The following is a 23,885-nucleotide window of genomic DNA, read 5'->3' as shown; positions in this document are numbered from 1 at the left end:
TTAAAAGAGTTTACCCTTTTCGCCACTGGTGTTCACCACTTTCTTGGCGCTGTATATCTTAAAATCTTCTTCGGTCGCGGTCGCTTCGATGGTATTGCCCCGTTTGCTGATGCTTTTGCTGGCGTTATGGCTCACGCTGTCGTCGGCGGTACCAATGATATTGGTAGCCATCATGGTCAGGTCCTTGGCTGCGGTACTCTGAATATTGATGCCGGCCGTAGTGGTCACCGTGGCGCCTGCCGTGGTCGTGACATTAATGCCGGCTGTGGTAATCACGCTTTGCGCCGCATTCATCACGATATTCTTTGCATTCATGGTAATGGTCTCGGGCGCAGTAATGGTAATGTTTTTACCCTGGGTATCGAGGAAGATCTCGTTGCCTCCCGGGTCCCTGATAATGATATGTGTGCCGTCGTTATCGTCGTTGAGTTCTATCGTATGGCCGCTGCGGGTCATAATACTCTTGGTCACATTATCGGATCCACCTCCCACACCGTTGCTGCCATGGAAGATGCTTCCCTGTACATAGGGCCTGTCGGGATTGTTCTGTTCAAAGGCGATCATCACCTGGTCTCCTTTTTCGGGAATAAAGACATAGCCCCTGTTCTTGTTCACGGCGCTGCTGCTGCCGGCATCGGGCGTCAGTATCCTGATCCAGTCGGTCTGCTGCTGGCTGTGGTCCTGCTGCCAGCCCAGGAATTTGACCTGCACGCGGCCCTGTCCCATAGGGTCGGCATTGTCGATCACCTCTGCGGGCATGGCGGTAGCCATGGGAGCCAGGAAGTCTATCGGCGGCGGGGTCACGCTTTGTGCGCTGATGGCGCTGAAGCTGTTGCTGTAGCTGCCGGTAGCATCGAGATGGTGGGTAATGGCGGTAATGCGTACGGGTGTATGGTCAAGCTTGACGCCTGCCCGCACCATCTGCAGGTTGGCGATCATACCCACATTAAGTTCGTGCAGGGTACTTTCACCATTGACGAGGTAGAGGTCGGCAGCCGTAGTATTGGCCCTGCTTTTGCCTATGCCGGCCAGGGTCTGTGCATCGGCGGGCAAGGCGGCGGGATGGGTATAGCTATCACTGCCGAAAATATTTTTAGCCTTTCCGAAAGCAAAGCCCCTGTCGGAGTTGGCCACATCGGTATCGCTGTTGGCTGCGCTGCTGAGGGGTGTATTTTCGGAGGCATTGTAGTCGAAGTAACCGCCCTGTACGGGCCTGGCCTGCATGCTCATTTCGAGCTTATAGCAGTTTTGTCCATAGATAAGGTCTCGTGCCTGCTGGGATTCGGGTTGACCGAATATGAGCTCCTTACCATTGAAGTAAAGCCACTGTCCGGTCTCGGCGCTGAGCCGCTTCATGAAGTTCCAGGCACTTTCGCCGAAGCGGGAGACATAGCTGAGGGAGGCATCGAGCGTAGGGGCAGCAGTAAGCTTGCTGTTGACCTTCTCCAGGGGCTTGCATACCGTTTTGGCTATAGTGGCAAGGTTCTTGTGGTAAAAGCTTTCGTAATGCGGTGCGCCGTCGAGCACATAGGTGGGTGCTTTGGCCTCGAGCACAAGTATGCCCTCGTTCATAGCGCTGTGATCGAAGGCGATCCTGGTGGCGACGAAGAGGTTTTTGAGCTTTCTGTCGCCTTGAGTGGCATTCCTATCGAAGAGGATAACCTCGACGACCTGTCCGAGGAGGTTTTCGGCGCCGTCGAAGATCATGGAACCTTCCTGCTGTACCTGGTCCTGGTAGAAGCGCAGGGAGAGCAGGTGATGGCAGGCATGTTCCTGCCTGATCTCCAGAGATAGTATCTCTTTGATCTGCTTGTCTCCGATCCACACATTGGCGCCGATATAGGTAGGGAGCAGCTGGCTGGCTGTGGCGCTCAGACTATCAAACATAAAAATGGCTTTAGGCGGTTTATAACAGGGGTTTACAATCCTGCGAAAAGTACCGCCGGAGGCGGCTTTCCTTTCATTTGTAATTACATCAAATCTGCAATAAAGTTCAAAGAATTACCTGGCAATCAGTAGCATGAAACATCAGGCTACTGATTGCGCAGGTTAAACTATGTTTGTTTCCTAAGGGGAACGTTTTGCCTAGGTGGTTTGTGCAAATGACAACTCACCACCATCCTGCCTGGTCACCTTGGGCGACAGCACGATCGTAATGGTGTACGGCACTTCGTCCGAAGAGTTGTACTTTGAAGAATAGTAGGTTACGGAACAATCGTTGAACTCCGTTTCCACCAGCTTGCCTTCTTCGTGGGTATTGAACAAGGTAAGCTTGGCATTGAAGCGTTTGCGGCTGTTGGCAAATTTCTCGAACAGTACGGAAGTGTTTTCGTTGCCTTCGATCACGAAGCGGGCGTCGGCCTTGGTGGCGTAAGCCGTAACACGGTTCCACTGGTCAACGGGTTTAATAGATTCGAAAACGGCCTGGAAAACGTTGTACTCTTTTCCATCGACATTGAGGACGGCCAATTTACTTGCTGAAGTCGCCATAGTAAAATGATTTACAATATTAAATATAAAATTATGGTACTAAATTAGGGAAGCGTTATGGAAAAGCAGGGTTAAAGTTGGGTTAAATCAATTGTTGGCTTAATCCCTGAATACCAGTAGAATGCAGTGCTATGGCGGTTTTGATAAGATGTCTTGCCAGTAAAAGCAGACTATTCCATCGTGAAAAAGTTTGCCATAATAACCAGGAAGGGGCGTCGTTCAGCGTATTTTGGTGAACTGCTTATCGATATGCCATTTCTCTTCTCCGTTAAAGCTTACAGACAGTTCGCCTATGGTAAAGTCTTTCATGAAAAGATTATGATGGGGATCCAGGTAATAATATCGCATCTCCTTTTCAACATCGTCGCCAGTCTCGTAAGCAACCAATATCAGATCGGCAATGCGGCCATCGGCTACAAGCAGCCATATATCGACGGTCTGGCGCTTATTGTTATCGCATGCGTTACAAGCTATCTCGCCGGTCGCCATTAAGGAATAAAGGTTGCCCGCGGGTCCGGTGTGCAGCAGTTGTGCGCGAAAGGGCGTTGTATCAGAAAAGGTATCCAGGTGAAAGGTTTTTCGCAGTCTTTCCGGGAAAAGTTGCTCCCTCAGGGCACTGTCCGGCACGAACTCACGTCGTGTTTTCAGGTCATAAGCCTCATATAGCAGCCTGTTCATGCTGTCTACGTCCGTTGAATTGGGATTAACGGCTGCTGTCTTCTTTTCATGATAACCTGGCACAGACCAGGTAGAGGGGAAGTGACGCAAAACCAGGTCTGAACCCAGCGGGCCGGTTACCGGTCCGGTAAGATGGCTGAGCCAGGAGCGGAAGTCGCCGCTGTTCAATATTGTCCTTTCTTCAGTAGTCTGCATAGTAGATAGATTATGATCCTGGGCCATAAGCTGCTGCGGTAAGCCAACAGCAGTAGCAAAAAGCAAAAACTGCATCAATGCCCGGTATCTGCGAAGCGTAACGTGCATAGGCTATCCGATTAAAGTTTCAACATAGTCATTGGAAAAGTTGCCGGAATGCAGGTGATTGTTGTGGTGTGTGTTATACATATGCGCTCCGGTAAGCCAGGACTGCTTGCTGGTTCCAGCGATCACCTGGCTGAATCCGGCAGCGACGAAAGCGTTGAGCAAGGTTTGCTGCCGGGTCCTTTGCGTGGGGGTGTCACCCAAATAGGCCGTATCGATGCTATCGCCATTGGGATGCGACAAGCTGGGATAGCTGGTTGCATCGCCAAAGCACATCCCGGTCGATGCAACCGCAAAGTTACATTCGCCCAGGGCTACCATGAAGCCGGCAAAGCATTCCGGGTTGCAATAGCGCCTTTGCGTGCCGCTGAAAGTATAGCTGATCACCACGCCCTGCTCGTTAATGTTGCGGCTGTCCGGCATCCGTATGAGCGTTACCTGGCTGCCGGAAGCGGCATAGCTCACATAGGCGACGCCCGGATAATTGCCATAAGTAACGATCCTGTTGTCTTCATAGTAATAGTTGGTGATGGCATTACCTCCAGCCGGCGCAGGCGCTTCGCTGGTATGCCCCGGTGGCAGCGCCGGCACTTCACGCCCGTTTGCCCTGCCGTCCACCGTCTGCAGGGTTGAAGTTGCCAGCTCGATCTCGTTGTCGATATTGCTATGGTAGAAGTACTTGATCTGGTCTGTCGCCGCATTGGCGATCTTCCCTATCTTTTTGGGGCTGCCATTATGCTGGCTGTAAGTATTGTACTGGTTTTCCGAATGGAATACCTCAAAGACGTTCTTATTGCTCAGGGGAAACGGATTTTCCGGGAAGGGGAAAGGACCGTCCTTCTCATCTGCCTCGTTGCGGAAGGCTGCCTTTTGTTTATCGCTTCTTTCAATTTCAATGCGCAGGCCGGCGGTTGCGGCGCCTATATTCGTGGCCCAGGTATTGAAGGTAGCAGTGGCTTGTGGCCTGAGGTCCAGGCGGATGATCGCCTTGTCCCGCAAGGTATCGAGATGGGTATAATGGTCGTGCGTGCCGCTTGTATTGTTGAGCGCCGTAAAGTCGCCCACCGTTGTTTTAAAGATTGTCGTAGCGGCCCCGCTCTGCATCAGCTCCAGCGCATCGGTGCCGCCGGTAAGTGTATTATCGGCCGGCTTAAGGGTAACGTCCAGCGAAAGGCCTGCCATATTGCTGGTTTCGATCACCAGGTATACATTGCGCCCGAGAATGCCTTCATTCAACTGCTCGAAGGCTACGGTAAGTATATCGTTATCGTTTGTTACCCGCTTACGGGCAAAAAAGGCGTTGCTGATGCGTTGTATACCATCGTCGAGCTCGTTCAGCTCGCCGGGATTGACCGTCTGGGTTTGTCCGTCATGGGTGATTGTGATCGTCGCTGACATGATATAAAGTTGAGATCGTTATACTTCTTCCGCGGCCACGGCCGTCAATTGATAGTCTATTTCTTTGGTATAGCTTTTTCCGAATTCGAACCGGGCCGCCAGTTGCGCGCTCAGCGGCCATTGCGTTTGTACATCCAGGACAAGGTCCCGGGTATAGCGGATCAATACCGGCTTATCGGCCTGAGGATGAAAAGGAAGCTTATGCCGTTGCATCGCCGACCGGAAGAGGGCTGTTTGTATGCCTGGCTCCAGCTGGCCGCGGCCTTCTATCCGGATATGCTCCTCATTGGCTTCGCTCAGCCGGAACGATTCGTTGACCATAGCAATGGTCTGATCCATGAAATTATTGGTCCTGGTGCGGAACATCGGCATCCAGGAAGCGCCTACGGCGCCATAGGGTATCTGGAACAGTAGTCCGAGCTTCCGGTCATTGCAGAGATAACGGGTAAGCGTTTGTTCGCTTTGCAGCACACAGCTTTCAAACTGATCGACCGCCTGCATGCCCGGACCATTAAACCGTTCTTCCAGATATTGTTTCTGTGCGGCCAGTACTTCCCTGATCTGGTCCATATTCTGAATGGAAACGATATGGCCGCTGCTGTTCAGCGTTAGCTCCAGGTCCTGGTAGCAGCGCTCAACCCTTGCCAGCAGGTCCTTTATGCCCAGGGACATGATACTGTCTTTGCGCCGGGCATCAAAGGTCTCCAGGGATAAAGCAAAGCGCTCCTTATCTGTTGGCGTCAACGTTATGTGAACGACCCGGCTGACCTCGCTTCTTTGAATGATGCCATCCATAAAGCTGCGCTCGGCTGTCATCAGCTTATAGAAGCTTTTACGCGACGTTTCCCCTGCCCGCAGGCGGATCTCCATTTGTTTGGGAATGTCGGGGAAAAGATAAACCATAGTTACTGTTCGTCTTTGCTAAAGATAACTTTATCGTCGCTGATCCATTCGTTCTGCTTGTTCCAGGCGCCGTCGCAATCCGATTGCAGGTAGTGCACTACTTTTGCCTTTTTCAGGTCAACGATGGCGCAGCCATAATTTTCATGGAATACACTATCAGTCTCCGATTGCTGCACATAGCCCCTGATAATGTTTTCCACCGTAACATAGTTGCCGTCAGGTGAAAGCTTGATACGCTTTGAAGAAAAGTTGCCGTCATCGAAGCCATCGATCTTCTTTACCGTATTGCCTGCTTTGATCCTGGGCTGGCGATACAGAGCCGAGCTTTTGTCCTTGGCCAGGAAGACCAGCGTATAGCCTTTTTTCAGTGGCAGCACACCCGCAAAGCGGGCTGTACCTTTGGGTTGCGCACAGGCGGCACAGCATTGTAGCAACAGGCAGAGCAACAGTATCTGGTATCTCATAGCTTCGACTTTAATTTAGCATATCTGCCGCTGGCATCGGTCATGGTATACGATCCTTCTCCCCTGAGCGGACCATAGATCTCCAGTATTTCCGTTTCATAGCCCGCGGCATCGGCGCCCCAGTCTGCAGGGCTTTTCGATAGTTTGGGATGTTTTCCAAAAAAGGTATTCAGGGCTTCTCCAAAGCAATCCTTGACATGCCCGGGCCGGTTCACATCATGATCCAGTACGGTCGCCTTTCCTAGATTGGAACTAACGAAGGTCGATATGCTGCCGGAATAGCCCGTGGGCGTCTTGGCCAATGCGCTGTTTAGCCGTTTGACGAAATCTTCGATCTGCTTGGTCTGGAAGTCGACATCCTTCATTAGTTTGATTATCGGCTCTACCGGCTCCGATTTTACCTTTTTCTTGAACTGCGAGGCATCAAAGCCTTCTCTTATCTTGTCCTTAAGGGCCGAGCCGGTAAGATCGTTGTACTTGGCTTTGTACTTGTAGGTGGTGGAGATCACTTCTCCTTGTTTATTTTTTTTCTCTACGGCCTCTTCTTCGATCTCCCAGCCGCAGCTTTTCAGATAGCAATCGTATTTATCGGGGAACTTGCTTTTGAATTCCCATAGCTGGACCGGTAGCTCCCCATAGCCTTCAGGGTTAATGGTCTTTTGCATGGCGCCGGCCGTCAATATCTCGCTATCGTAAGATTGTACGGCGTCCATCTTGCCTTCGTTCTCCGACATCGCGATCAGGATGGTTTTTTCCGTTTCCGTCACGGTATTGTTTTTTACCAGCTCGTCCCATTTGGCAAAGCCGTCGAGCGGCATCTCGCCCCAGTATACCGGCCCGTAATGACCGCTCCAGCGGGTACATTCCACATCGTTCCTGTATTTGATGCCACAGTCGCAGAACCTTACCTCGAGCCGGTCGCCATCTTTATTGAGAAACTCCTGTGTTTCGTCGGGATACTTCACGGTATCGCCGGTACCCGATACTTCGGCTTTGGCATAAATATAGGCCACAGGGTCTTTCCGCTTGTCAAACTGCTCGGCCAGCTTTTTCAAGTCCTCGTCGCTCTTGGGACGCAAAGCAATTTCCTTTGCATAGGTCATGCTGCCATCAAGCGTGAACTCAACCTTGGTCTGCTCGGTATCGCCATCCAGGAATTTTAAAGGGCTATCATAGATCTGTTCCGTTTCCGTCAGCTTGTTCTCATTCAGGTTGATGGTAAGCTTGCCTTTTTCTCCTGTGCAGCGGGCAATAAGAAAGATCTTCTTCTTGGCTGAGGTCTTTTTTATCTTTTTATAGTCGAAGCCATCTTCCACCTGCTCGTCCCAGGTGACCTTGATCTGGTCGTCTTTCTTCAGCGGATTTTCATGATCCGGATCGGCCTGTATATTTCTCCTGTTTTTGCCCTCATACTTCTTTTTAACATCGGCTACTTTACCGCCGCTCTTTACCGTGTATACATCTTCCTTTGGTTCCCATTTATATTTGGGCACTTTTTCGGCGAAATATATTTCCAGCACCTCGGTCACAAAATCGGTCTGGTGCGCCTGGTCGTATACATGCTGGTTGGGATTGGCCGTATAGCGATCTGTTTTGGGCGTTGTCTTTGGCTGTTCGGTGGTTTCCATGGCCTTTTTTCTGATTGTCCGTTTTACATCGCTGCAGCGTCAGCTCACCCAAGCCATCTGTCGGGCAATATTACTTGCAGGGATTAAATAAGGTATCGGGTTGATAGTAGTTTCCCCACTGATTAAAAAACCTGAGTTCGCCAAGTTGTTTTGTCGTATCCTTTTCACATTTGAATAAACCAAACGTAGCGATTTTATCTTCGTCATAGTTGTCAAATTCAAAGCTTGAATGCCCGCCCGGATCCGGTTTGTGATCGATGAAATAGGAAGTGTTGCTGGAATACCGGTAGAAATATTCGTAGGACATATCCTTGTGTTGCTTCATTCGCTGATGAACAAAATTGCCGATCATTTTCTTTAATAATTCCTTGTCCTGCGGCGGATTTTTGATCAAATAATAGTTGCCTACAGCCGTTTGAATGATCGGTGACTTATTTGTCCGGCAAGAGAGAACAGATGATATCAATACTATAAATAGAACAAGGTCACTTGTTAGCCTTTTTTTTCCTTCAGTTACAATAGTGCCCATTCCAATCTGTTTTTCCAGTACTTGGTTCAATTGTTTTCGTTACTTAAAATTTAGGTCCACTCCACATTTTTAAGCGTTCTTCTTCCGCCCATTTTTGGGCTTCGGCTTGTCGCTGCTTTTCCCGGTCGTTTTGCCGGGCAGCCCCTCCCGAATTGATATTGCCTTTGAATTCCTTTTCAAAGGTGATCTTCGTCAGGAAAGGTTTATAGCCGCGCAGATGCTGCAAGATAAACCAACAAACAAAGGCTTCACCTACGCTGGGGATGATGTTGAATATCTTTTCCATGTCGGGTTTATCCAGCCCGAAGTGATCCCAGAGGGTCACCCGGTATTTGGCGGTATAGTTGCCATCGGCATAGTCCAGCTTGGTCAGGATCACTTCCGTGGCCCAGATATCATTCAAAGCAATCGTAAGACCGCCCGTCTTGTCATTATTGTAGATTGGTCTTGAGAAGTCCTCTTTCTGTTGGCTTTTTCTTGTACCCTTGCCGTTAGCCATTGCTTTACCTTTTTCAAAGTAAGGCTCTTTATCATCCACTTCTTCCAATTGGGTGTGCTTGTTCTTCAGCTGCTCGGCAATATAGTCTTCAACCTTTTGGCAATAACTGGTGGTCCTTTCGTTGGCCAGCACACCGCGTGTCAGCACCTGGTCTTCGTAAATGCCGCCTGTATTAGCAGCCATTTTGTCGATCATCCGGTCCAGGTTACCCTGCAACTCACCTTGCGCAAAGTATAGCTCTGCCGTATTCTTAAAATCCCATAAAAGCCGGTCGTTCGAGAGGTTGTCGAAGATCCGTACATCCAGGCCTGTCGATATCCAGCCATACTTTGTGCTGTAGCATTCTTCGCGGCTGTAACGGGCCTTGGCACTGCCATCGGCGGGGGGGATGTCCTGCGCATTGGAAAAAATACCATGCTTTGCGGGATCAAATCCGTTCTCCTTATATTCCGATTTGAAGGTATTGAGCGCGCCACTGTCGTAGATAGCGCCATTATGCTTCACGCCACGGCCATAGGTCATATCGTCGGCAATATCGTCACCGGCGCTGTTAAGGCCAGGCATCTTGTACCGGTCGATCACCAGGGTACCCACCACGAGGTAATCTTTGGTGTCGGCCGGCAGTTCCGTATTGTTGCCCCGGTAGGTACAGCGGAAGTAGAACTCCAACTGCTGGTCGGCGTCAGAGCTCAGGGTGCTTTCATCCAGGGCCAGGGTGAGCGGTACCACTACTTTGTTCCCTTTTACCGGGAAATATTCACTCAGCGTGAGGCCGGTGCTCTGGTTCTTCAACGGGAAATGATCGTCCTTGTCGCCTGTGCCGCTTTCTTCGCTTTCGTGGTTATCGTCGTCAAACAGGCGCATGTGGAGGCTTTCGCCGTCTTCTATATCCTGCGTTTCGACATGAAAATAGACCTTCATGCCCGGCACCGCGCGCCGCAGGACCTTATTGCCTGCGGCATCCAGGGCCCACCATCCTTTTTTGATCTTACCTGTTTTTTCTTCAGCAGGGGGCGCCGATTTACTATTGCGGGGTCGGGGTGTGGCACTGTTGAGTGTGGGATTGCAGGTAATGGTCGATGCCTTGATGAGCACGGTATGTTCCTGCACTTTGGTGGTGCCTATATCCTGCCATTTGCTGAGGAAGATCACGCTCTGGCAGGGCGGGGGCGTCTGTCCCGAAAATTTAGGATGGCCGCAGGGGCCGTTAAATTTCAGGTTGATCATATTGTTGTTATCCTCTTCGGTGCCCCATAGCTGATCCTGCAGCTTGATGTCGTTAGAGTCTACCGAAAGCTTACCAGGGCCCGATGCGTAGGGGCATTTCAGCTTGGCTCCGTGCATCACCACTTTCCTTTTTTCGCTGGGCGAGTCGCCCGCCTGCTGCTGCTGGAGTTGCTCCCGCTTTTGTTCCAGCTTTTCGTCGTGTGTTGTTTTGGCCGTTTCCATACCGATCTTTTCAGCTGTTTAACCTTTGCTTACTTTGACATCCTTTCCACCCTGAACGACAGCGAGGCCGCTTCCCCTCAATAGCATATCGCCCTTGAGGGTTTTGATATCCGCATTGCCCGAGGTTTGCGTAAATGCCGCTCCGATCCGCTCTGTTTTGTCTTTGTTTACCGATACTACATGATTGTCGGATTGGTGACTGTAATTTTTCCCCACGGTCACCGACTTGTTGTCGCTCACCGTGACGCCCATATCTTTCCCGGCGTCCATGGCTATATTGCGGCCCGCCGATATGTTGATGTCTTCTCCTGCTTTTATATTGATGTTTTTGGGAGCCGTTATATTGATATTGCCTTTGCCATCCAAAAAGACGATGTTTCCGCTGGGATCCTGAATCTTAATGCTGCCCGCATTATCGGTATCGTCGAGCTGTATGGTACAGCCGCTGCGGGTAATGATGCTTTTCAGGTGGTTTTCTGCAAAGCCACCCGCACCGTTGCTGCCGTGGAAGATACTGCCCTGCACATAGGGCCTGTCGGGATTGTTCTGTTCAAAGGCGATCATTACCTGGTCTCCTTTTTCGGGAATAAAGACATAGCCCCTGTTCTTGTTCACGGCGCTGCTGCTGCCGGCATCGGGCGTCAGTATCCTGATCCAGTCGGTCTGCTGCTGGCTGTGGTCCTGCTGCCAGCCCAGGAATTTGACCTGCACGCGGCCCTGTCCCATAGGGTCGGCATTGTCGATCACCTCTGCGGGCATGGCGGTAGCCATGGGGGCCAGGAAGTCTATTGGCGGCGGGGTCACGCTTTGTGCGCTGATGGCGCTGAAGCTGTTGCTGTAGCTGCCGGTGGCATCGAGATGGTGGGTAATGGCGGTAATGCGTACGGGTGTATGGTCAAGCTTGACGCCTGCCCGCACCATCTGCAGGTTGGCGATCATACCCACATTAAGCTCGTGCAGGGTGCTTTCACCATTGACGAGGTAGAGGTCGGCAGCCGTAGTATTGGCCCTGCTTTTGCCTATGCCGGCCAGCGTCTGTGCATCGGCGGGCAAGGCGACGGGATGGGTATAGCTATCACCGCCAAAAATATTTTTAGCCTTTCCGAAAGCAAAGCCCCTGTCGGAGTTGGCCACATCGGTATCGCTGTTGGCTGCGCTGCTGAGGGGTGTATTTTCGGAGGCATTGTAGTCGAAGTAACCGCCCTGTACGGGCCTGGCCTGCATACTCATTTCGAGCTTATAGCAGTTTTGTCCGTAGATAAGGTCGCGTGCCTGCTGGGATTCGGGCTGACCGAATATAAGCTCCTTACCATTGAAGTAAAGCCACTGTCCTGTCTCGGCGCTGAGCCGCTTCATGAAGTTCCAGGCGCTTTCGCCGAAGCGGGAGACATAGCTGAGGGAGGCATCGAGGGTAGGGGCAGCAATAAGCTTGCTGTTGACCTTCTCCAGGGGCTTGCATACCGTTTTGGCTATGGTGGCAAGGTTCTTGTGGTAAAAGCTTTCGTAATGGGGTGCGCCATCGAGCACATAGGTGGGCGCTTTGGCCTCGAGCACGAGTATGCCCTCGTTCATAGCGCTGTGGTCGAAGGCGATCCTGGTGGCGACGAAGAGGTTCTTGAGCTTCCTGTCGCCTTGTGTGGCATTCCTGTCGAAGAGGATGACCTCAACGACCTGTCCGAGGAGGTTTTCGGCGCCATCAAAGATCATGGAACCTTCCTGCTGTACCTGGTCCTGGTAGAAGCGCAGGGAGAGCAGGTGATGGCAGGCATGTTCCTGCCTGATCTCCAGAGATAGTATCTCTTTGATCTGTTTGTCTCCGATCCACACATTGGCGCCGATATAGGTAGGGAGCAGCTGGCTGGCTATGGCGCTCAGACTATCAAACATAGTTAAGGCTTTTGGTGGTTAATCAGCAGGATGCCGGAATAAGCACCAGGCTGATGAAAAGCAAACAATCCGGCAGGCCGGGACCGGGGTCCCGGACCTTGCCGGAGCTTGTTGCTGATCAAACAAAAAGAACTTTATTAAGTTGTTTGAGCGAAGGCCAGCTCAACATTACCTTCGGTGGTTACCTTGGGCGACAGCACGAAAGTGATGGTATAAGGCACTTCGTCTGACGAGTTGTAACGGGAAGAATAATAAGTGATCGAGCAATCCTTATAATTGGTTTCTACCAGCTTGCCTTCGTCGTGCGTGTTGTTGAGGGTCAGCACGGCGTCAACGCGTTTGCGGCTATTGGCATATTTTTCGAAGATAACCGAAGTCTCGGCGTTACCTTCGATCACGAAACGGGCGTCGGCTTTGGTCGCGTAAGCGGTAACGCGGTTCCACTGGTCAACGGGTTTGATAGATTCGAAAGAAGCCTGGAACACGGTATACGTTTTACCGTCCAGCTTAAGGGTGGCCAGGGTGGATGCTGAATTTGCCATTGTAAATGGGTTTTAAAATGATTGAATGAAAAGATATGAGGACAGACCCCGGTTTACGGGATAGCCTGTAGTATTTGATAATGAAGTGGATAGCCAGTTAACGATAAGGAACAATAAGGCCGGGATGCAGATCCAGACTCGGCTACAGCTATCATTTGTCAGAAACACACTTTCACATTGCTATAGTTAACCGGGCAGATCAATACGCCGGTATGCCATAATAATGGCCGGAAGCAAAAACGGGAAGCAGGTAAATGACTATGAATATTGAGCCGTCCGGCAAGACACAACTTACCCGTCCGGGCTTACCGGACGCTCATTCATTGCTGTATACCAGAGCCGTTCTTAAGTGTGTTGCTCAAATGCCAGCTCGGCAGCATTTTCCGTGGTTACTTTCGGCGAGAATACGACCGTAATGGTGTACGGTACTTCGTCGGAAGAGTTGTACTTGGATGAGTAGTAGGTGATAGAACAATCGTTAAAATTGGTCTCCACCAGCTTACCTTCGTCGTGAGTGTTGAATAAAGTAAGCTTGGCATTGAAGCGTTTCCGGCTGTTTGAATACATTTCAAACAATTTGGAAGTCTTGTCGTTGCCTTCGATGACAAAACGGGCGTCGGCCTTTGTAGCGTAGGCGGTAACCCTGTTCCATTGGTCCACAGGCTTGAGCGATTCGAAGCTCGCCTGGAAAACATTAAACTCGGTGCCGTTAACGTCAAGAACGGCCAATTTACTTGCTGAAGTCGCCATAGTAAATGGATTTTAAATGTTAGGAAAATAAGCGATTAAATAATGAGGCTAAATTAGGGAACCGGATTTTATTTGATAGGTTAAAGTTGGGTTAAATAAGTAAAATTGATAATCCCAGAAAACCAGTACAATGCAGGCAGGACGTGGGTTTGGGCGCGTCCTGCTGCAAAAGGAGGTCATAATAAGATAATAAAAGGGCTTTGGAGTATTAAGTATTGAGATTTGAGTATTGGGCATTGAGATTTGAGTATTGGGTAATGAGATTTGAGTATTGGGTAATGAGATTTGCGAACTGCCAATTGCTAACTGCTCTCTACACTTTGATTACCTAATACCTAATACCTAATACCTAATACCTAATACCTAATACCTAATACCTAATACCTAATACCTAATACCTAATACCTGATGCCTAATACTTAATACCTAATACTTAAAATCAGGATGCAACAGGCAGCTGCCGGCTTTTCCGCTTGAGCAGGAGTGCACAGATGAGTGATACCACTATACCAACAGGGAGGATCTCGGCGTAGGTAAACAGGATCACGAAAAGAGGATTTTTATAATACTCCTTGTAGAAGGCCATTTCATCCATTTGCTTTTTCAGCTCCGCAGCATTACCATTTTGCTGTGCTTTCCTGATCATGTGATCGCAGTACCTGTCCATATAATCGGGCATGAAGCCGTAGTAGATAATGAGCCAGGCCAGCACATAGATAGTGGAAGCGATAAGCGCAATGAATAACCCGGCCTTGAATGCTTTGCCAAAGGAAATGAGACCGCCATAATGTTTGTCGCGCAATTGCTTTACGCCTACAAAGATGAGGGAAAAAGCCAGCAGCATACCGGCATAACCCAGCAACATGCTTCCCTCCATGTCGGGATTGTTGTGATAGACCATCATGCTGATGGCCATAATGGCGGCTACAATAAGACCGGCGATACTACCGGAGATCCATACCGTTTTTTTCATGTTATTGTTTTTTGAACGTGAGCGACAAAAATGGATCATCCGCAGTTTCCGGGGCTCATACTTTTGGGTGATTTTGGTTCCTACTTTCTGTTTTTCACCCTTAAGTAGCAGGTTTAAGGGATGATATTCATTCTTTTAGCCTTTTCTACGGCTTGGGTGCGACGCTTGACTTCCATTTTCTCAAAAAGATTGGAGGAGTGGGTCTTCACTGTGTTGAGCGATACAAACAGCCGGTCGGCGATCTCCTGGTTGCTCAATCCTTCTGCCATCAGTCCGAGGACCGCCAGCTCCCTTTTGCTGATACCAAGGCTATCCAGCTCCTGTTCGTTGACCTGGAACGACTGTTCTTTTTGAACATAGATTTCTTTTTCCACCACGATCGTCTCCACACGCGGACGGGTAAGCTTACGGGTAAGCCATATGCCCAATGCCGTAAACAGAACAGCAATGCCACCGATATAGAGTTCGAATGCATGGTCGACCAGCAGCAGCCGTACCTCCAGCCATTTGAGCAGGAACAGCAGGACGGCCAGGCACAGGCCGTAAAGTAACAATGTTTTATGCCGGATAAGAAAAGCGTACATGAAAGGTCGCATCGTATTACAGCAAAGATAAATCTTTCATACGAAGCGGAAAGGCCGATGCTATTCAGGTGGTCCGGCACTGGCCGGGAGGCAGGCCAAATTGTTGCCGGAAGGCCTTGCTAAAATGCTGTACGGAGGAAAAACCGAAGTGATCGGCGACGGTCTTGATCGCGCCGCCCGCCAGCAGCATTTCCCGCGCGCCTTGGAGCCGGTATTCGTTCAGGTAGCCGAACACGCTGTTGTTGAAGATTTCCCGGAACCCGTTTTTGAGCTTGAACTCATTGAGCCCGGCCACGCGGGCCAGCTCCGTAAGCGAAGGAGGCTCGGCGGCATGCAGCAGCAGGTATTCGCGGGCATAGTGGATGCGTTCTTTGTCGTATTCGGTTTTGCAGGCGCCCGGGTTACGGTCATGGTATTCTTCGAAGGCCTGTGCCTGAAGGGTAAGCAGCTCTATCGATTTGGACTGCAGGAACAATAGTTTAAGGCCACCTTTCTGGTTGCAACCCATGATCTCCCGGATGCATTGGTGCATGGCAAAGGTCATCGGTAGCGAAGGTGTGACGAGTTCGGTTAGGTCGCTGGCTGCCAGCTTCCCGGCAAATTCCATCAGCATAGGTGAACTGTCCTGTGCCAGCTCGGTAAAGAACTTCTTTGTGAAATGGACTTCGAAGAATTGGTATTTCTGGTCTTTACGGTAATTTCCCGTTCCCTCAAAATGAGGGATATAGTGCATATTGTATTCGTTCTGCCTGAAGTTGTAGGTACTGCCACTGGCCTCGTTATATAAGCTGCCGCTGCCTGCCAGTGTAAAATGAAGCTCAACCAGGTCGATCTCTTCGGCCATGCTGAAGTGTAGGACCTTGGCCTCCTGCATCATAATGTCGCCGTATACAATGTAGATACCCGAAAAGGCGATCTGTACCAATTCTGCGTCGCCGAAAGGGAAGCTGTACTTCACCCGGCTTTCGGTAACCAGCGGCTGGTTGATGATGCCGGCACTAAAGCTGCCGTCACCAAAGGAATATTGCTGTCCGTTGCTGTCGTAAACGCTTACCGGCATAAAAATCCTTTTTGTATAAAACAGTATCCCGATGATATAAAAACCTTTGCCGGAATTTGTTTCACTTTTGCAAAGTAATGCTAAACTATCGAGACATGAGACATCAAATTCATGTTATGACACCTGTAAGACAATCATATGCCGAATTGCCCCTGCTTAAGGAGCATCGCTATCATTTTTTCTTCGGGAATGAGTATTCGATCGAGCTATATGAACGACTGAAGGAGGAAGCCTGCCTTCACCAATGCCACTATATAGGCGTGCTGGAAATGCCCGGCATCTATTTCTATAAGCCGGAGCGCTGCGGCCTGCTGCTGGATGTAGTGCCTTACGGACCCGAGCCGGCGATGCATGCGATCGCTTATCTCGACCGCCTGGAAGCAGAGCTATGGACTTTATGGCAGGAAGGCATCTTTTACCTGGCGGGCAAAGAAGAGGCGGCTGCCGCCTTTGAGCAGGCCCTGCTGCTGCGGGGCATCGCGCCGGAGCAGATCGTTCATGTGTGCTGATGGCTGATACAGCGGATTGATACCGAAGAAAACAACTGAATTTTTCCTGTAAAGGGTCGTCCGGTCAGCGGGCGGCCCTTCTCTTTGCTGACATAGTAGCGACGTTGCACACGATGTCGCTGCTATGTCGGACATGGTTAACGCCAATAGCCTTATTGATAATAGCTGTTACCCGGCATGTATCACCGGGCGTACATTTGCTCTCCCCGGGACTGATCCGGGGTATAAGAGGATTTGTTGTATATGGAAAAGATCACCTTATCGGCGCTGGATCTCGCCGTAGTACGGGAGGGCGGCAATGCCGCGGAGGCCATAGCGCGTACGGTAGCGCTGGCACAGCATATAGAAGCTTTACAGTATAAAAGGATATGGCTGGCGGAACATCATAATATGGCCAATATCGCCAGCTCGGCTACCGCAGTGCTGATAGGGCATGTGGCAGGGCATACCACAACACTTCGTGTGGGCTCCGGCGGCATTATGCTGCCCAATCACTCGCCCCTCGTAATCGCTGAGCAGTTCGGTACGCTGGAAATTTTGTATCCCAAAAGGATAGACCTCGGCCTTGGCCGTGCGCCTGGTACCGACCAGGTGACTGCCGCGGCGCTGCGGCGCAACTATGCCGATGGTGCGTATAACTTTGGCCGCAGCATAGAAGAGCTGCAGCAATATCTTGGCAATACCAGCGAGCATGCCCGGGTACGGGCTTTTCCGGGGGAGGGAACCGATATTCCCATATGGGTATTGGGCTCCAGTACCGATAGTGCTTTCCTGGCGGCCGAGATGGGCCTGCCTTATGCCTTCGCCGCTCATTTCGCGCCGGCGCAATTTCGCCATGCCGTCGACATCTATAAAAAGAACTTCAGCCCCTCGCCTTACCTGCAGCAACCCTATATGATGGCTTGTGTCAACGTGATAGGCGCAGATACCAATGCGGAGGCGGCTTACCAGGCTACTTCCATGTACCGGATGTTCCTGGGCATTATTACCAACCAACGGAAGGGCTTGCAGCCGCCGGTGGAAACGATGGATGGCTTATGGGGATTGCAGGAACGTGCTGCTGTAGCACAGATGACTGCCTGCACCTTTATCGGTAACCGAGAGACCTTAAGAGAAAAGCTATTGCCGTTTATCGAAGAGACCGGCATCGACGAATTGATGGTGACATCCAATATCTATGACACGGAGAAGAGATTGCATTCTTATGCAGTATTGAAGGAGGCCATGGAAGCTTAGCTTATGCCATGTATATCGGGGCTGTATCAAAAGGGGTAATTTTTGTCATATTGAGCGCAGTCGAAATACGACAAAAATTATGTTTCAAGCCTGTTTCCATTTCGAATCGCTCAATGTGATAGGTTTGAGGCCTTTTAAGGCAGCCTCCGCACTGCTATCTTATTCCGCCAGGCCCGTGCGCAGCGCATGACGCACCAGCGCCGCCGTGCTATTGACTTCCAGCTTGAGGGAAATATTGAATTGATATTGTTTGACAGTATTGACACTGATACCCAGTTCCAGGGCGATCTCTTTTTTACTCTTGCCGCTGGCGATCATTTGCAGCACCTCTTTTTCCCTGGGGCTTAAGGTGGTCTTTACCGAGGCTTCACGGGTACGTCCTGCACCCAGTGTGGCGATCTTATTTTCCAGTGTGGGTTCGATATATTGCTTTCCTGAAGCGACGGCCAGGATGGCTTTTTGCCATTCTTCCAATATGGCATGCTTCATAATATAGCCCAGGCAGCCGATACGCAGCATAGTATTGGCGCTGATCGCGCTGTCGAGCACGCTGATGGCCAGTATTTTTATCTCCGGGTTGCTTTTTTGTAATTGCTGCGCGACGATGTCGCCATTGGTATCGGGCAATAATATATCCAGCAGCAGTACCTCGGGCCTGATGCCCCGTTCCAGGTCATCGTAAAACGCCTTGGCCGTATACCAGGTATGTTGAATGCTGATATCCTTATTGCCGGCGAACATGCGCAAAAGACCTTCTACTACTACGGGGTGATCATCCAGTATGCCTGCTATAATGCTCATGGTGTTGTTAGGTTTAACGGATCAGAGACAGCATTACCGGGCGCGGGGTTGGGCACGAATACCCGGGAGGTGCTATAACCATAACAGAGCATAACTAGAGGCCGATGATGATCGTACAGGTAGTTCCCTTGCCTGGTACGGATTCCAGGCTGATCTCGCCCTTGAGCAGCGATACCCTGGCATGGAGATTGTGCAGGCCTGAACCATACGGCGTATGAACAACATCGAAGCCGCAACCATTGTCCTCGGCAAAAAGCCTGATGCTATTGTCAAAACAGGACAGGGTAACCGCTGCATAGCTGGCGCCCGAATGCATCATGATGTTCCGGATGAGCTCCTGGGCCATACGGAACAGCGAGTGCAGCACGGCCACGTCTACCATGTTCCAGTTGCCATAACAATTCAGCTGTATATGCGGATGCTGCCCCCGGCAGATGAGATCGCAGTAAGAAGCAAGGGAAGCCTCAAGTCCCCGGAGGGCGATGGTTTCCGGTATAAGACTGTGTACCGTGTTCTTCAGCTCTACTGTTGTATCATTGACCAATCCTATCAGCCGGTTCAATGCTTCTTTGTCTTCCTGCTCGTTCGCATTGAAGTATGCCTTCAATTGATGGCTGATGGTGAACAGCATCGCGCCGATACCGTCGTGCAGCTCCCGGCCGATGCGGCTCCGTTCCTTTTGTTCTCCATCCAGGAAGGCCTTCAACCTTTCTTTTTCCTGTTCTGCCAGCGCAAGGTTCATCATCCTTTTGTTTCCGGTTGGTAAATGGTTTTGCTGTGGTTTATGATCCGAATATTAAAACCGCGAAATTAGGCACAATACGCCTGCCGGAGGTGGTTTGGGTGGTTGGTAATCAAAAGTTAATGTAGCAGCTTGCTTTCCTTCTTTTTGTATTATCCTTATGTTATCAAATGGTAGGCAATTTGATCAACTTATTGGTTTGTAATGCAAAAAGTATAGTTAAAACCCATACTTAACTATCGGATTATAGGGCAGCAGCTATGGCGGAAATAATTTTGTGCCCGGTTAAAGTCCTTTGGCAATGCCCCCGCCAAGGCCACTTGTAAAAAGCCAACAACTTCCATTCTAATGAAACAGCTCCGCAGTTTCGCGCTTCTTTCCGGTCTATTTTTCCTTTGTTTGGGTCTTAAGGCCAGGGCACAGCTCGTTGTGAATGAATTTTCAAATGGCGCCTCCGGTAATAAAGAGTATGTAGAGTTGCTGGTAAAAGGGCAGGCCACCTGCAACGATACCTGCTTTGATCTGCGTGGCTGGATCTTCGACGATAATAATGGCTGGTATGGCTCGACTGCTGTTTCCCCTGGTTGTTATCGCTTTGCGAGCGATGCTAACTGGTCCTGTGTGCCTTATGGTTCCCTTATCGTGATCTATAACAGTGGCGATCTTAATCCCAGTATGCCGGCCGATGACCCTACAGATGCCAATAACGACGGCGTCTATATCCTGCCGGTGAGCTCGCCGCTGCTTGAGCTCAATCTGACCGTTCCGTCGACCAGCTCTATGAATTATCCTTCCACTGGCTTCGGTCCTTCTACCACCTGGACCAATATCGCGCTTAACAATACCAATGATGCCGTACAGACTGTAGATCCTGCCAATCTTACCGCGGCTTACCATGCTGTAAGCTATGGCAGTGGTGTGGTAGCACCAGTACATATTGCGGGCTCAGGCGCGCAAAAGGTATTTTACCTGACCAACGATCAATACAATTTATCGGCAGGCTGGACATCGGGTGCTGTGCCCACCAATGAAACACCCGGATTGCCTAATACTGCGGCTAACGCCACCTGGATCAACAGCATGAAAGCGCCGGCCGGCGGCACTTCATCCAACGATACGCTGGACGTATCCATATGCCAGGGCGAAAGCTATCCCCTGGGCAGCAACCTGTATACCACTGCTGGCTATCATACCGAACATTTTACCTCACAGGGAGGCTGTGACTCTATCGTAACGATCGATCTTACCGTCAATCCCATACCGGCAGCGCCAGCAGTTGTAAGCCCTGTTTCCTATTGTAACGATGGTGTGGCGGTGCCGCTGAGCGCTACAGGCACGCATCTTACCTGGTATGATACCCTCGTAGGCGGTACCGGTAGCGCGACGATACCCGTTCCTTCAACGGCAGACACCGGCAATTTTTACTGGTACGTTTCGGAAACGGTGAATGGCTGTGAAAGCCCGAGAAGCGAGATCACGGTGCGCATCAACCCACTGCCCGATATGCCGGCGGCCGATACCTCGATATTGCTCTGCCAGAATGCACCTGCATATACCCTTAGTGCTACTGGTCCCAACCTCATCTGGTATCCTACCGCTACCGGTGGTGTACCCTCGGCTACAGCGCCGGTGATCAATACCGCTACAGCGGGGATCGTACATTGGTATGTTACGGCAACGGCTAACGGTTGTGAAAGCAGGCGCAGGCATATCAGGGTAACTGTAAGCGCCATCGATGCGGTATTCACCCTGCAAAAAGATACTTTATGCATTACCGATCCGCTGGTAACGCTCAATACTTCGGCAGGCGACAGCCTGGACTATCTCTGGAATACAGGTGATGAGTACACCAGCAATGCGCGTAATATCGAGCACCTGTATCGTGGACCCGGTATATTTTCCGTTAAGCTGAAGATCACGAACAGCGACGGCTGCCGCGACAGCAGCAGCCAAATGGTATGGGTATCGCCGGTTGCTGCGGTAGACCTTAGCCTGGATAAGCATGACATTTGTACGGGTGATGAAGTATTGTTCACCATGAAATACACGGGAGGTTTCGGGATCATGCATTGGGATTTTGGCGACAACAACAGGGAAACGCTGAATGACCGGGAAAATGACAACCGGAACCGTGAGGAAGTACGCGAAATGACCCACGCATATGAGAAGGAAGGTACTTATTTCTTTACACTTAATACAACAACCCCCGGTTGTCCCGAAGGCATCGTGCTGGACTCGGTAAATGTACATCCGATGCCGAAAGTGAGCCTGGGTAATGATTCCAGCATGTGTCTTCATGGCAATGCCATATACCTGGCCAACAAGGAACCGGCCGAAGCTCATGCCCGCTATGAATGGAGCACGGGTGAAACCACACCGGCAATCGAGGTGAAGCACCACGGCGATATTAAGCTGACGGTATTTACAGATTTCTGCAGTAATTCCGACCAAGTGCATATCGCGAAGGACTGCTATATCGACATTCCCAACGCCTTTACACCCAACGGCGACGGCGCCAACGATTACTTCTTCCCCAGGCAATTGCTTTCTTCTTCCGTATCGCTTTTCAAAATGCAGGTGCTGAACCGCTGGGGGCAGGTGGTATTCGAGACCACAAGACCGGAGGGGCGGGGATGGGATGGCTACTTCAACGGAACGGCACAGCCAGGTGGCGTGTACATTTACCTGATCCAGGTGGCCTTCCGCAACGGTCGCTCCGAAAACTACCAGGGTAATGTGACCTTACTACGTTAATTATTCAACCAAAACGAAGCTACATATGGGATTCATCAGCGCGAGCAGACACGATCAGTTTTGTGTGCAATTGAGGCAGCAGGTGCTGCTGTGGTCAGACCTGGGTATCGACCAGGAAGAAATCTTTCAGTATATCAACGATATCGTGCAGCAGGAAAATATCTTTGTGAAGTATAAAGCCAAGTTGCAGGAGATACAGGAGCTGGCCGAACATTACCACATCATGGAAATGATGAACAAGCGTAAATTCAGGAAAAAGCACCTCGAACTGAAAAAGGATAAACGATTTAAAAATTACAAACGTATCACAGGCCCCCGGTAATCTTTTCTATGTCAATAAAACCAATAAAACTACCCCTGTTCCTCCTGATGTTGAGCGGACAGGCTTTTACCCCCGCCCGCGGCCAGGATACCGACACCCTTCGCGTAATGCAGTACAACCTGCTGAATTATGGCGACGGGGACAATCCGACTTCTTATAAGAACCCGAGATTACAGACGATCCTCGATTTCGTGAAGCCCGATATTTTTGGCGCCAATGAGATTACAAGGGGCGCCGAATATTCGGAGGAGATCCTCAATACTGTTTTGGGCGCCGAATGGGAAAAGGGAAGTTACGCCAACGCGAATAACCAGATCCAGACCAATATGCTCTTCTGGAAAAAGAGCAAGCTGGGCCTGTTGCACCAGCAAACCATCGCCAGCCAGACCCGCGATATTATTGCCTTCCGGCTGTACTACAAGGATGCGATGCTGGCACAGACACGGGACACCACCTTCCTCACGGTGATCGTAGCGCACCTGAAAGCAGGCAGCTATAGCCAGGACTCGCTCGACAGGATAAGAGAAACAGCTCTCGTCGCTACTTACCTGAATACCTATCCGGGGAACCCGGGCAATTACCTCTTCATGGGAGACATGAATGTATATACCTCGGAGGAAGGCTGCTACCAGAACTTGGTAAACAGCAGCAATCCCAAATCAAAATTCTACGACCCTATTGACCGCCCGGGCAACTGGAATGGTAACAGCTCTTTTGCCGATATCCATAGCCAGAGTACCCGGAGGGTGGCCCTGGCCGATGGCGGCGCCACCGGAGGGCTCGACGATCGCTTCGATCAGATCCTGATATCGGGCCCCATAAAGAACAACGAGCAGCGGATCAGCTACCAGCCCATGAGCTATCGCATCATTGGCCAGGATGGCAACCATTTCAACAGGGGCTTGCTGGACAATCCTGCGAATACCATCGTGCCTTCGACGGTCCTGCAATCCTTATACAACATGTCGGATCATCTTCCCGTTACCGCCCGCTTCGTGGTACGTAAAGTGACCCAAGGCGCCGGTATATCCGGCCCTCAAGCCGGTGACCCGGGCATATTCAACGTAGAAAACCCGTTGGAGGGGAACCTGCTGCGACTGCATTGCAGCGATGTGGCAAAGGTCGATGGCGCAGTTAAGGTTACCCTTCACAGCCTGTCGGGAGCGGCCTTGTACAGCGCCTCCTGGGAGGCAAGGCGTCAGTCCGATTTCCGCGTGACGATACCGGGCCTGATACCCGGTCTGTACCTGCTGCAGCTTAAGGGCAGAGAGGGCAATGGATTGTTGCACAAGCTTGTGCTGGTACATTGATCAAGACAAAATTGTTTTCGTCCAGCGGCTTCTGAAAAGAGGCCGCTTTTTTCTTGTCCGTTCTCTAATACAGACAT

The 23,885-nt window shown here is 50.6% G+C and carries 22 protein-coding genes; 5 read left to right on the top strand and 17 right to left on the bottom strand.

The window, feature by feature from the left end:
* The 15 genes from DZK30_RS15530 to DZK30_RS15460 form a co-directional block, all read right to left on the bottom strand.
* A complete protein-coding gene (locus DZK30_RS15530) occupies positions 1–1,887 on the bottom strand; it encodes a phage baseplate assembly protein V (RefSeq protein WP_118975049.1) in 1,887 nt (628 codons plus the stop codon).
* Positions 1,888–2,085: 198 nt separating this feature from the next.
* Positions 2,086–2,490, bottom strand: a complete 405-nt coding sequence (gene tssD, locus DZK30_RS15525) for a type VI secretion system tube protein TssD (protein ID WP_162903131.1) — start codon at positions 2,488–2,490, stop codon at positions 2,086–2,088.
* Between the two features lie 219 nt (positions 2,491–2,709).
* The gene (locus DZK30_RS15520; RefSeq protein ID WP_162903130.1) at positions 2,710–3,363 is read right to left on the bottom strand and encodes a hypothetical protein; all 654 of its coding nucleotides are present in this window, start codon (positions 3,361–3,363) and stop codon (positions 2,710–2,712) included.
* A gap of 111 nt (positions 3,364–3,474) precedes the next feature.
* Positions 3,475–4,866 (bottom strand): hypothetical protein, encoded by a 1,392-nt coding sequence (locus DZK30_RS15515; RefSeq protein ID WP_118975046.1) that lies wholly within the window; start codon positions 4,864–4,866, stop codon positions 3,475–3,477.
* A gap of 18 nt (positions 4,867–4,884) precedes the next feature.
* Positions 4,885–5,769, bottom strand: a complete 885-nt coding sequence (locus DZK30_RS15510) for a hypothetical protein (RefSeq protein ID WP_162903129.1) — start codon at positions 5,767–5,769, stop codon at positions 4,885–4,887.
* A 2-nt stretch (positions 5,770–5,771) separates the two neighbouring features.
* Positions 5,772–6,233, bottom strand: a complete 462-nt coding sequence (locus DZK30_RS15505; RefSeq protein WP_118975044.1) for a hypothetical protein — start codon at positions 6,231–6,233, stop codon at positions 5,772–5,774.
* Entirely contained in the window at positions 6,230–7,861 is a 1,632-nt protein-coding gene (locus DZK30_RS26270; RefSeq protein WP_205529463.1) for a hypothetical protein, read from the bottom strand. Before DZK30_RS26270 ends, DZK30_RS15505 begins: the two co-directional genes overlap by 4 nt.
* A gap of 70 nt (positions 7,862–7,931) precedes the next feature.
* The gene (locus DZK30_RS25890) at positions 7,932–8,390 is read right to left on the bottom strand and encodes a hypothetical protein (protein WP_162903128.1); all 459 of its coding nucleotides are present in this window, start codon (positions 8,388–8,390) and stop codon (positions 7,932–7,934) included.
* Between the two features lie 43 nt (positions 8,391–8,433).
* A complete protein-coding gene (locus DZK30_RS15490) occupies positions 8,434–10,338 on the bottom strand; it encodes a DUF3289 family protein (protein WP_118975042.1) in 1,905 nt (634 codons plus the stop codon).
* Between the two features lie 18 nt (positions 10,339–10,356).
* Entirely contained in the window at positions 10,357–12,225 is a 1,869-nt protein-coding gene (locus DZK30_RS15485; RefSeq protein WP_118975041.1) for a type VI secretion system Vgr family protein, read from the bottom strand.
* 137 nt (positions 12,226–12,362) lie between these two features.
* Positions 12,363–12,767: a type VI secretion system tube protein TssD gene (gene tssD, locus DZK30_RS15480; RefSeq protein ID WP_118975040.1), complete on the bottom strand. Its 405-nt coding sequence runs from the start codon at positions 12,765–12,767 to the stop codon at positions 12,363–12,365.
* Between the two features lie 345 nt (positions 12,768–13,112).
* Positions 13,113–13,517 (bottom strand): type VI secretion system tube protein TssD, encoded by a 405-nt coding sequence (gene tssD, locus DZK30_RS15475; protein ID WP_118975039.1) that lies wholly within the window; start codon positions 13,515–13,517, stop codon positions 13,113–13,115.
* A 439-nt stretch (positions 13,518–13,956) separates the two neighbouring features.
* Complete coding sequence (locus DZK30_RS15470) at positions 13,957–14,490, bottom strand: DUF4199 domain-containing protein (RefSeq protein WP_118975038.1); 534 nt, start codon at positions 14,488–14,490, stop codon at positions 13,957–13,959.
* A 113-nt stretch (positions 14,491–14,603) separates the two neighbouring features.
* Positions 14,604–15,074 carry a helix-turn-helix transcriptional regulator gene (locus tag DZK30_RS15465; protein ID WP_118975037.1) on the bottom strand — a complete coding sequence of 157 codons (471 nt, stop codon included), beginning with the start codon at positions 15,072–15,074 and terminating at the stop codon, positions 14,604–14,606.
* A gap of 64 nt (positions 15,075–15,138) precedes the next feature.
* Entirely contained in the window at positions 15,139–16,134 is a 996-nt protein-coding gene (locus DZK30_RS15460; RefSeq protein WP_118975036.1) for a helix-turn-helix domain-containing protein, read from the bottom strand.
* A gap of 95 nt (positions 16,135–16,229) precedes the next feature.
* On the opposite strand from DZK30_RS15460, the gene DZK30_RS15455 reads away from it, so the two are divergent.
* Together DZK30_RS15455 and DZK30_RS15450 are read left to right on the top strand one after the other, a co-directional pair.
* Positions 16,230–16,643: a hypothetical protein gene (locus DZK30_RS15455; RefSeq protein ID WP_118975035.1), complete on the top strand. Its 414-nt coding sequence runs from the start codon at positions 16,230–16,232 to the stop codon at positions 16,641–16,643.
* Between the two features lie 243 nt (positions 16,644–16,886).
* Positions 16,887–17,879, top strand: coding sequence for an LLM class flavin-dependent oxidoreductase (locus DZK30_RS15450; RefSeq protein WP_118975034.1), 993 nt, complete (start codon positions 16,887–16,889; stop codon positions 17,877–17,879).
* A gap of 159 nt (positions 17,880–18,038) precedes the next feature.
* Here the strand turns inward: DZK30_RS15450 and DZK30_RS15445 are convergent, their stop codons facing one another.
* Entirely contained in the window at positions 18,039–18,680 is a 642-nt protein-coding gene (locus DZK30_RS15445; protein ID WP_118975033.1) for a LuxR C-terminal-related transcriptional regulator, read from the bottom strand.
* Between the two features lie 94 nt (positions 18,681–18,774).
* Positions 18,775–19,425: a sensor histidine kinase gene (locus tag DZK30_RS15440; RefSeq protein WP_118975032.1), complete on the bottom strand. Its 651-nt coding sequence runs from the start codon at positions 19,423–19,425 to the stop codon at positions 18,775–18,777.
* Between the two features lie 345 nt (positions 19,426–19,770).
* Here DZK30_RS15440 and DZK30_RS15435 point away from each other — a divergent pair, with 345 nt between their 5' ends.
* The 3 genes from DZK30_RS15435 to DZK30_RS15425 are packed head-to-tail and all read left to right on the top strand — an operon-like array spanning position 19,771 to position 23,808.
* A complete protein-coding gene (locus DZK30_RS15435) occupies positions 19,771–22,176 on the top strand; it encodes a T9SS type B sorting domain-containing protein (RefSeq protein ID WP_118975031.1) in 2,406 nt (801 codons plus the stop codon).
* Between the two features lie 25 nt (positions 22,177–22,201).
* Entirely contained in the window at positions 22,202–22,498 is a 297-nt protein-coding gene (locus tag DZK30_RS15430) for a hypothetical protein (RefSeq protein ID WP_162903127.1), read from the top strand.
* Positions 22,499–22,506: 8 nt separating this feature from the next.
* Positions 22,507–23,808: an exonuclease/endonuclease/phosphatase family protein gene (locus tag DZK30_RS15425; RefSeq protein ID WP_118975029.1), complete on the top strand. Its 1,302-nt coding sequence runs from the start codon at positions 22,507–22,509 to the stop codon at positions 23,806–23,808.
* Positions 23,809–23,885: the final 77 nt, after the last annotated feature.

The sequence above is a fragment of the Taibaiella koreensis genome, from assembly GCF_003545715.1.
GTDB lineage: Bacteria > Bacteroidota > Bacteroidia > Chitinophagales > Chitinophagaceae > Taibaiella > Taibaiella koreensis.
Note: the sequence above shows the minus strand (reverse complement) of the source record. Positions and strands in the feature narration are given on the sequence as shown.

Coding starts and splice junctions, on each gene's coding strand:
- DZK30_RS15530 (WP_118975049.1), bottom strand. CDS start 1,887: ATGTTTGATAGTCTGAGCGCCACAGCCAGCCAGCTGCTCCCTACCTAT.
- tssD (WP_162903131.1), bottom strand. CDS start 2,490: ATGGCGACTTCAGCAAGTAAATTGGCCGTCCTCAATGTCGATGGAAAA.
- DZK30_RS15520 (WP_162903130.1), bottom strand. CDS start 3,363: ATGCAGACTACTGAAGAAAGGACAATATTGAACAGCGGCGACTTCCGC.
- DZK30_RS15515 (WP_118975046.1), bottom strand. CDS start 4,866: ATGTCAGCGACGATCACAATCACCCATGACGGACAAACCCAGACGGTC.
- DZK30_RS15510 (WP_162903129.1), bottom strand. CDS start 5,769: ATGGTTTATCTTTTCCCCGACATTCCCAAACAAATGGAGATCCGCCTG.
- DZK30_RS15505 (WP_118975044.1), bottom strand. CDS start 6,233: ATGAGATACCAGATACTGTTGCTCTGCCTGTTGCTACAATGCTGTGCC.
- DZK30_RS26270 (WP_205529463.1), bottom strand. CDS start 7,861: ATGGAAACCACCGAACAGCCAAAGACAACGCCCAAAACAGATCGCTAT.
- DZK30_RS25890 (WP_162903128.1), bottom strand. CDS start 8,390: ATGGGCACTATTGTAACTGAAGGAAAAAAAAGGCTAACAAGTGACCTT.
- DZK30_RS15490 (WP_118975042.1), bottom strand. CDS start 10,338: ATGGAAACGGCCAAAACAACACACGACGAAAAGCTGGAACAAAAGCGG.
- DZK30_RS15485 (WP_118975041.1), bottom strand. CDS start 12,225: ATGTTTGATAGTCTGAGCGCCATAGCCAGCCAGCTGCTCCCTACCTAT.
- tssD (WP_118975040.1), bottom strand. CDS start 12,767: ATGGCAAATTCAGCATCCACCCTGGCCACCCTTAAGCTGGACGGTAAA.
- tssD (WP_118975039.1), bottom strand. CDS start 13,517: ATGGCGACTTCAGCAAGTAAATTGGCCGTTCTTGACGTTAACGGCACC.
- DZK30_RS15470 (WP_118975038.1), bottom strand. CDS start 14,490: ATGAAAAAAACGGTATGGATCTCCGGTAGTATCGCCGGTCTTATTGTA.
- DZK30_RS15465 (WP_118975037.1), bottom strand. CDS start 15,074: ATGTACGCTTTTCTTATCCGGCATAAAACATTGTTACTTTACGGCCTG.
- DZK30_RS15460 (WP_118975036.1), bottom strand. CDS start 16,134: ATGCCGGTAAGCGTTTACGACAGCAACGGACAGCAATATTCCTTTGGT.
- DZK30_RS15455 (WP_118975035.1), top strand. CDS start 16,230: ATGAGACATCAAATTCATGTTATGACACCTGTAAGACAATCATATGCC.
- DZK30_RS15450 (WP_118975034.1), top strand. CDS start 16,887: ATGGAAAAGATCACCTTATCGGCGCTGGATCTCGCCGTAGTACGGGAG.
- DZK30_RS15445 (WP_118975033.1), bottom strand. CDS start 18,680: ATGAGCATTATAGCAGGCATACTGGATGATCACCCCGTAGTAGTAGAA.
- DZK30_RS15440 (WP_118975032.1), bottom strand. CDS start 19,425: ATGATGAACCTTGCGCTGGCAGAACAGGAAAAAGAAAGGTTGAAGGCC.
- DZK30_RS15435 (WP_118975031.1), top strand. CDS start 19,771: ATGAAACAGCTCCGCAGTTTCGCGCTTCTTTCCGGTCTATTTTTCCTT.
- DZK30_RS15430 (WP_162903127.1), top strand. CDS start 22,202: ATGGGATTCATCAGCGCGAGCAGACACGATCAGTTTTGTGTGCAATTG.
- DZK30_RS15425 (WP_118975029.1), top strand. CDS start 22,507: ATGTCAATAAAACCAATAAAACTACCCCTGTTCCTCCTGATGTTGAGC.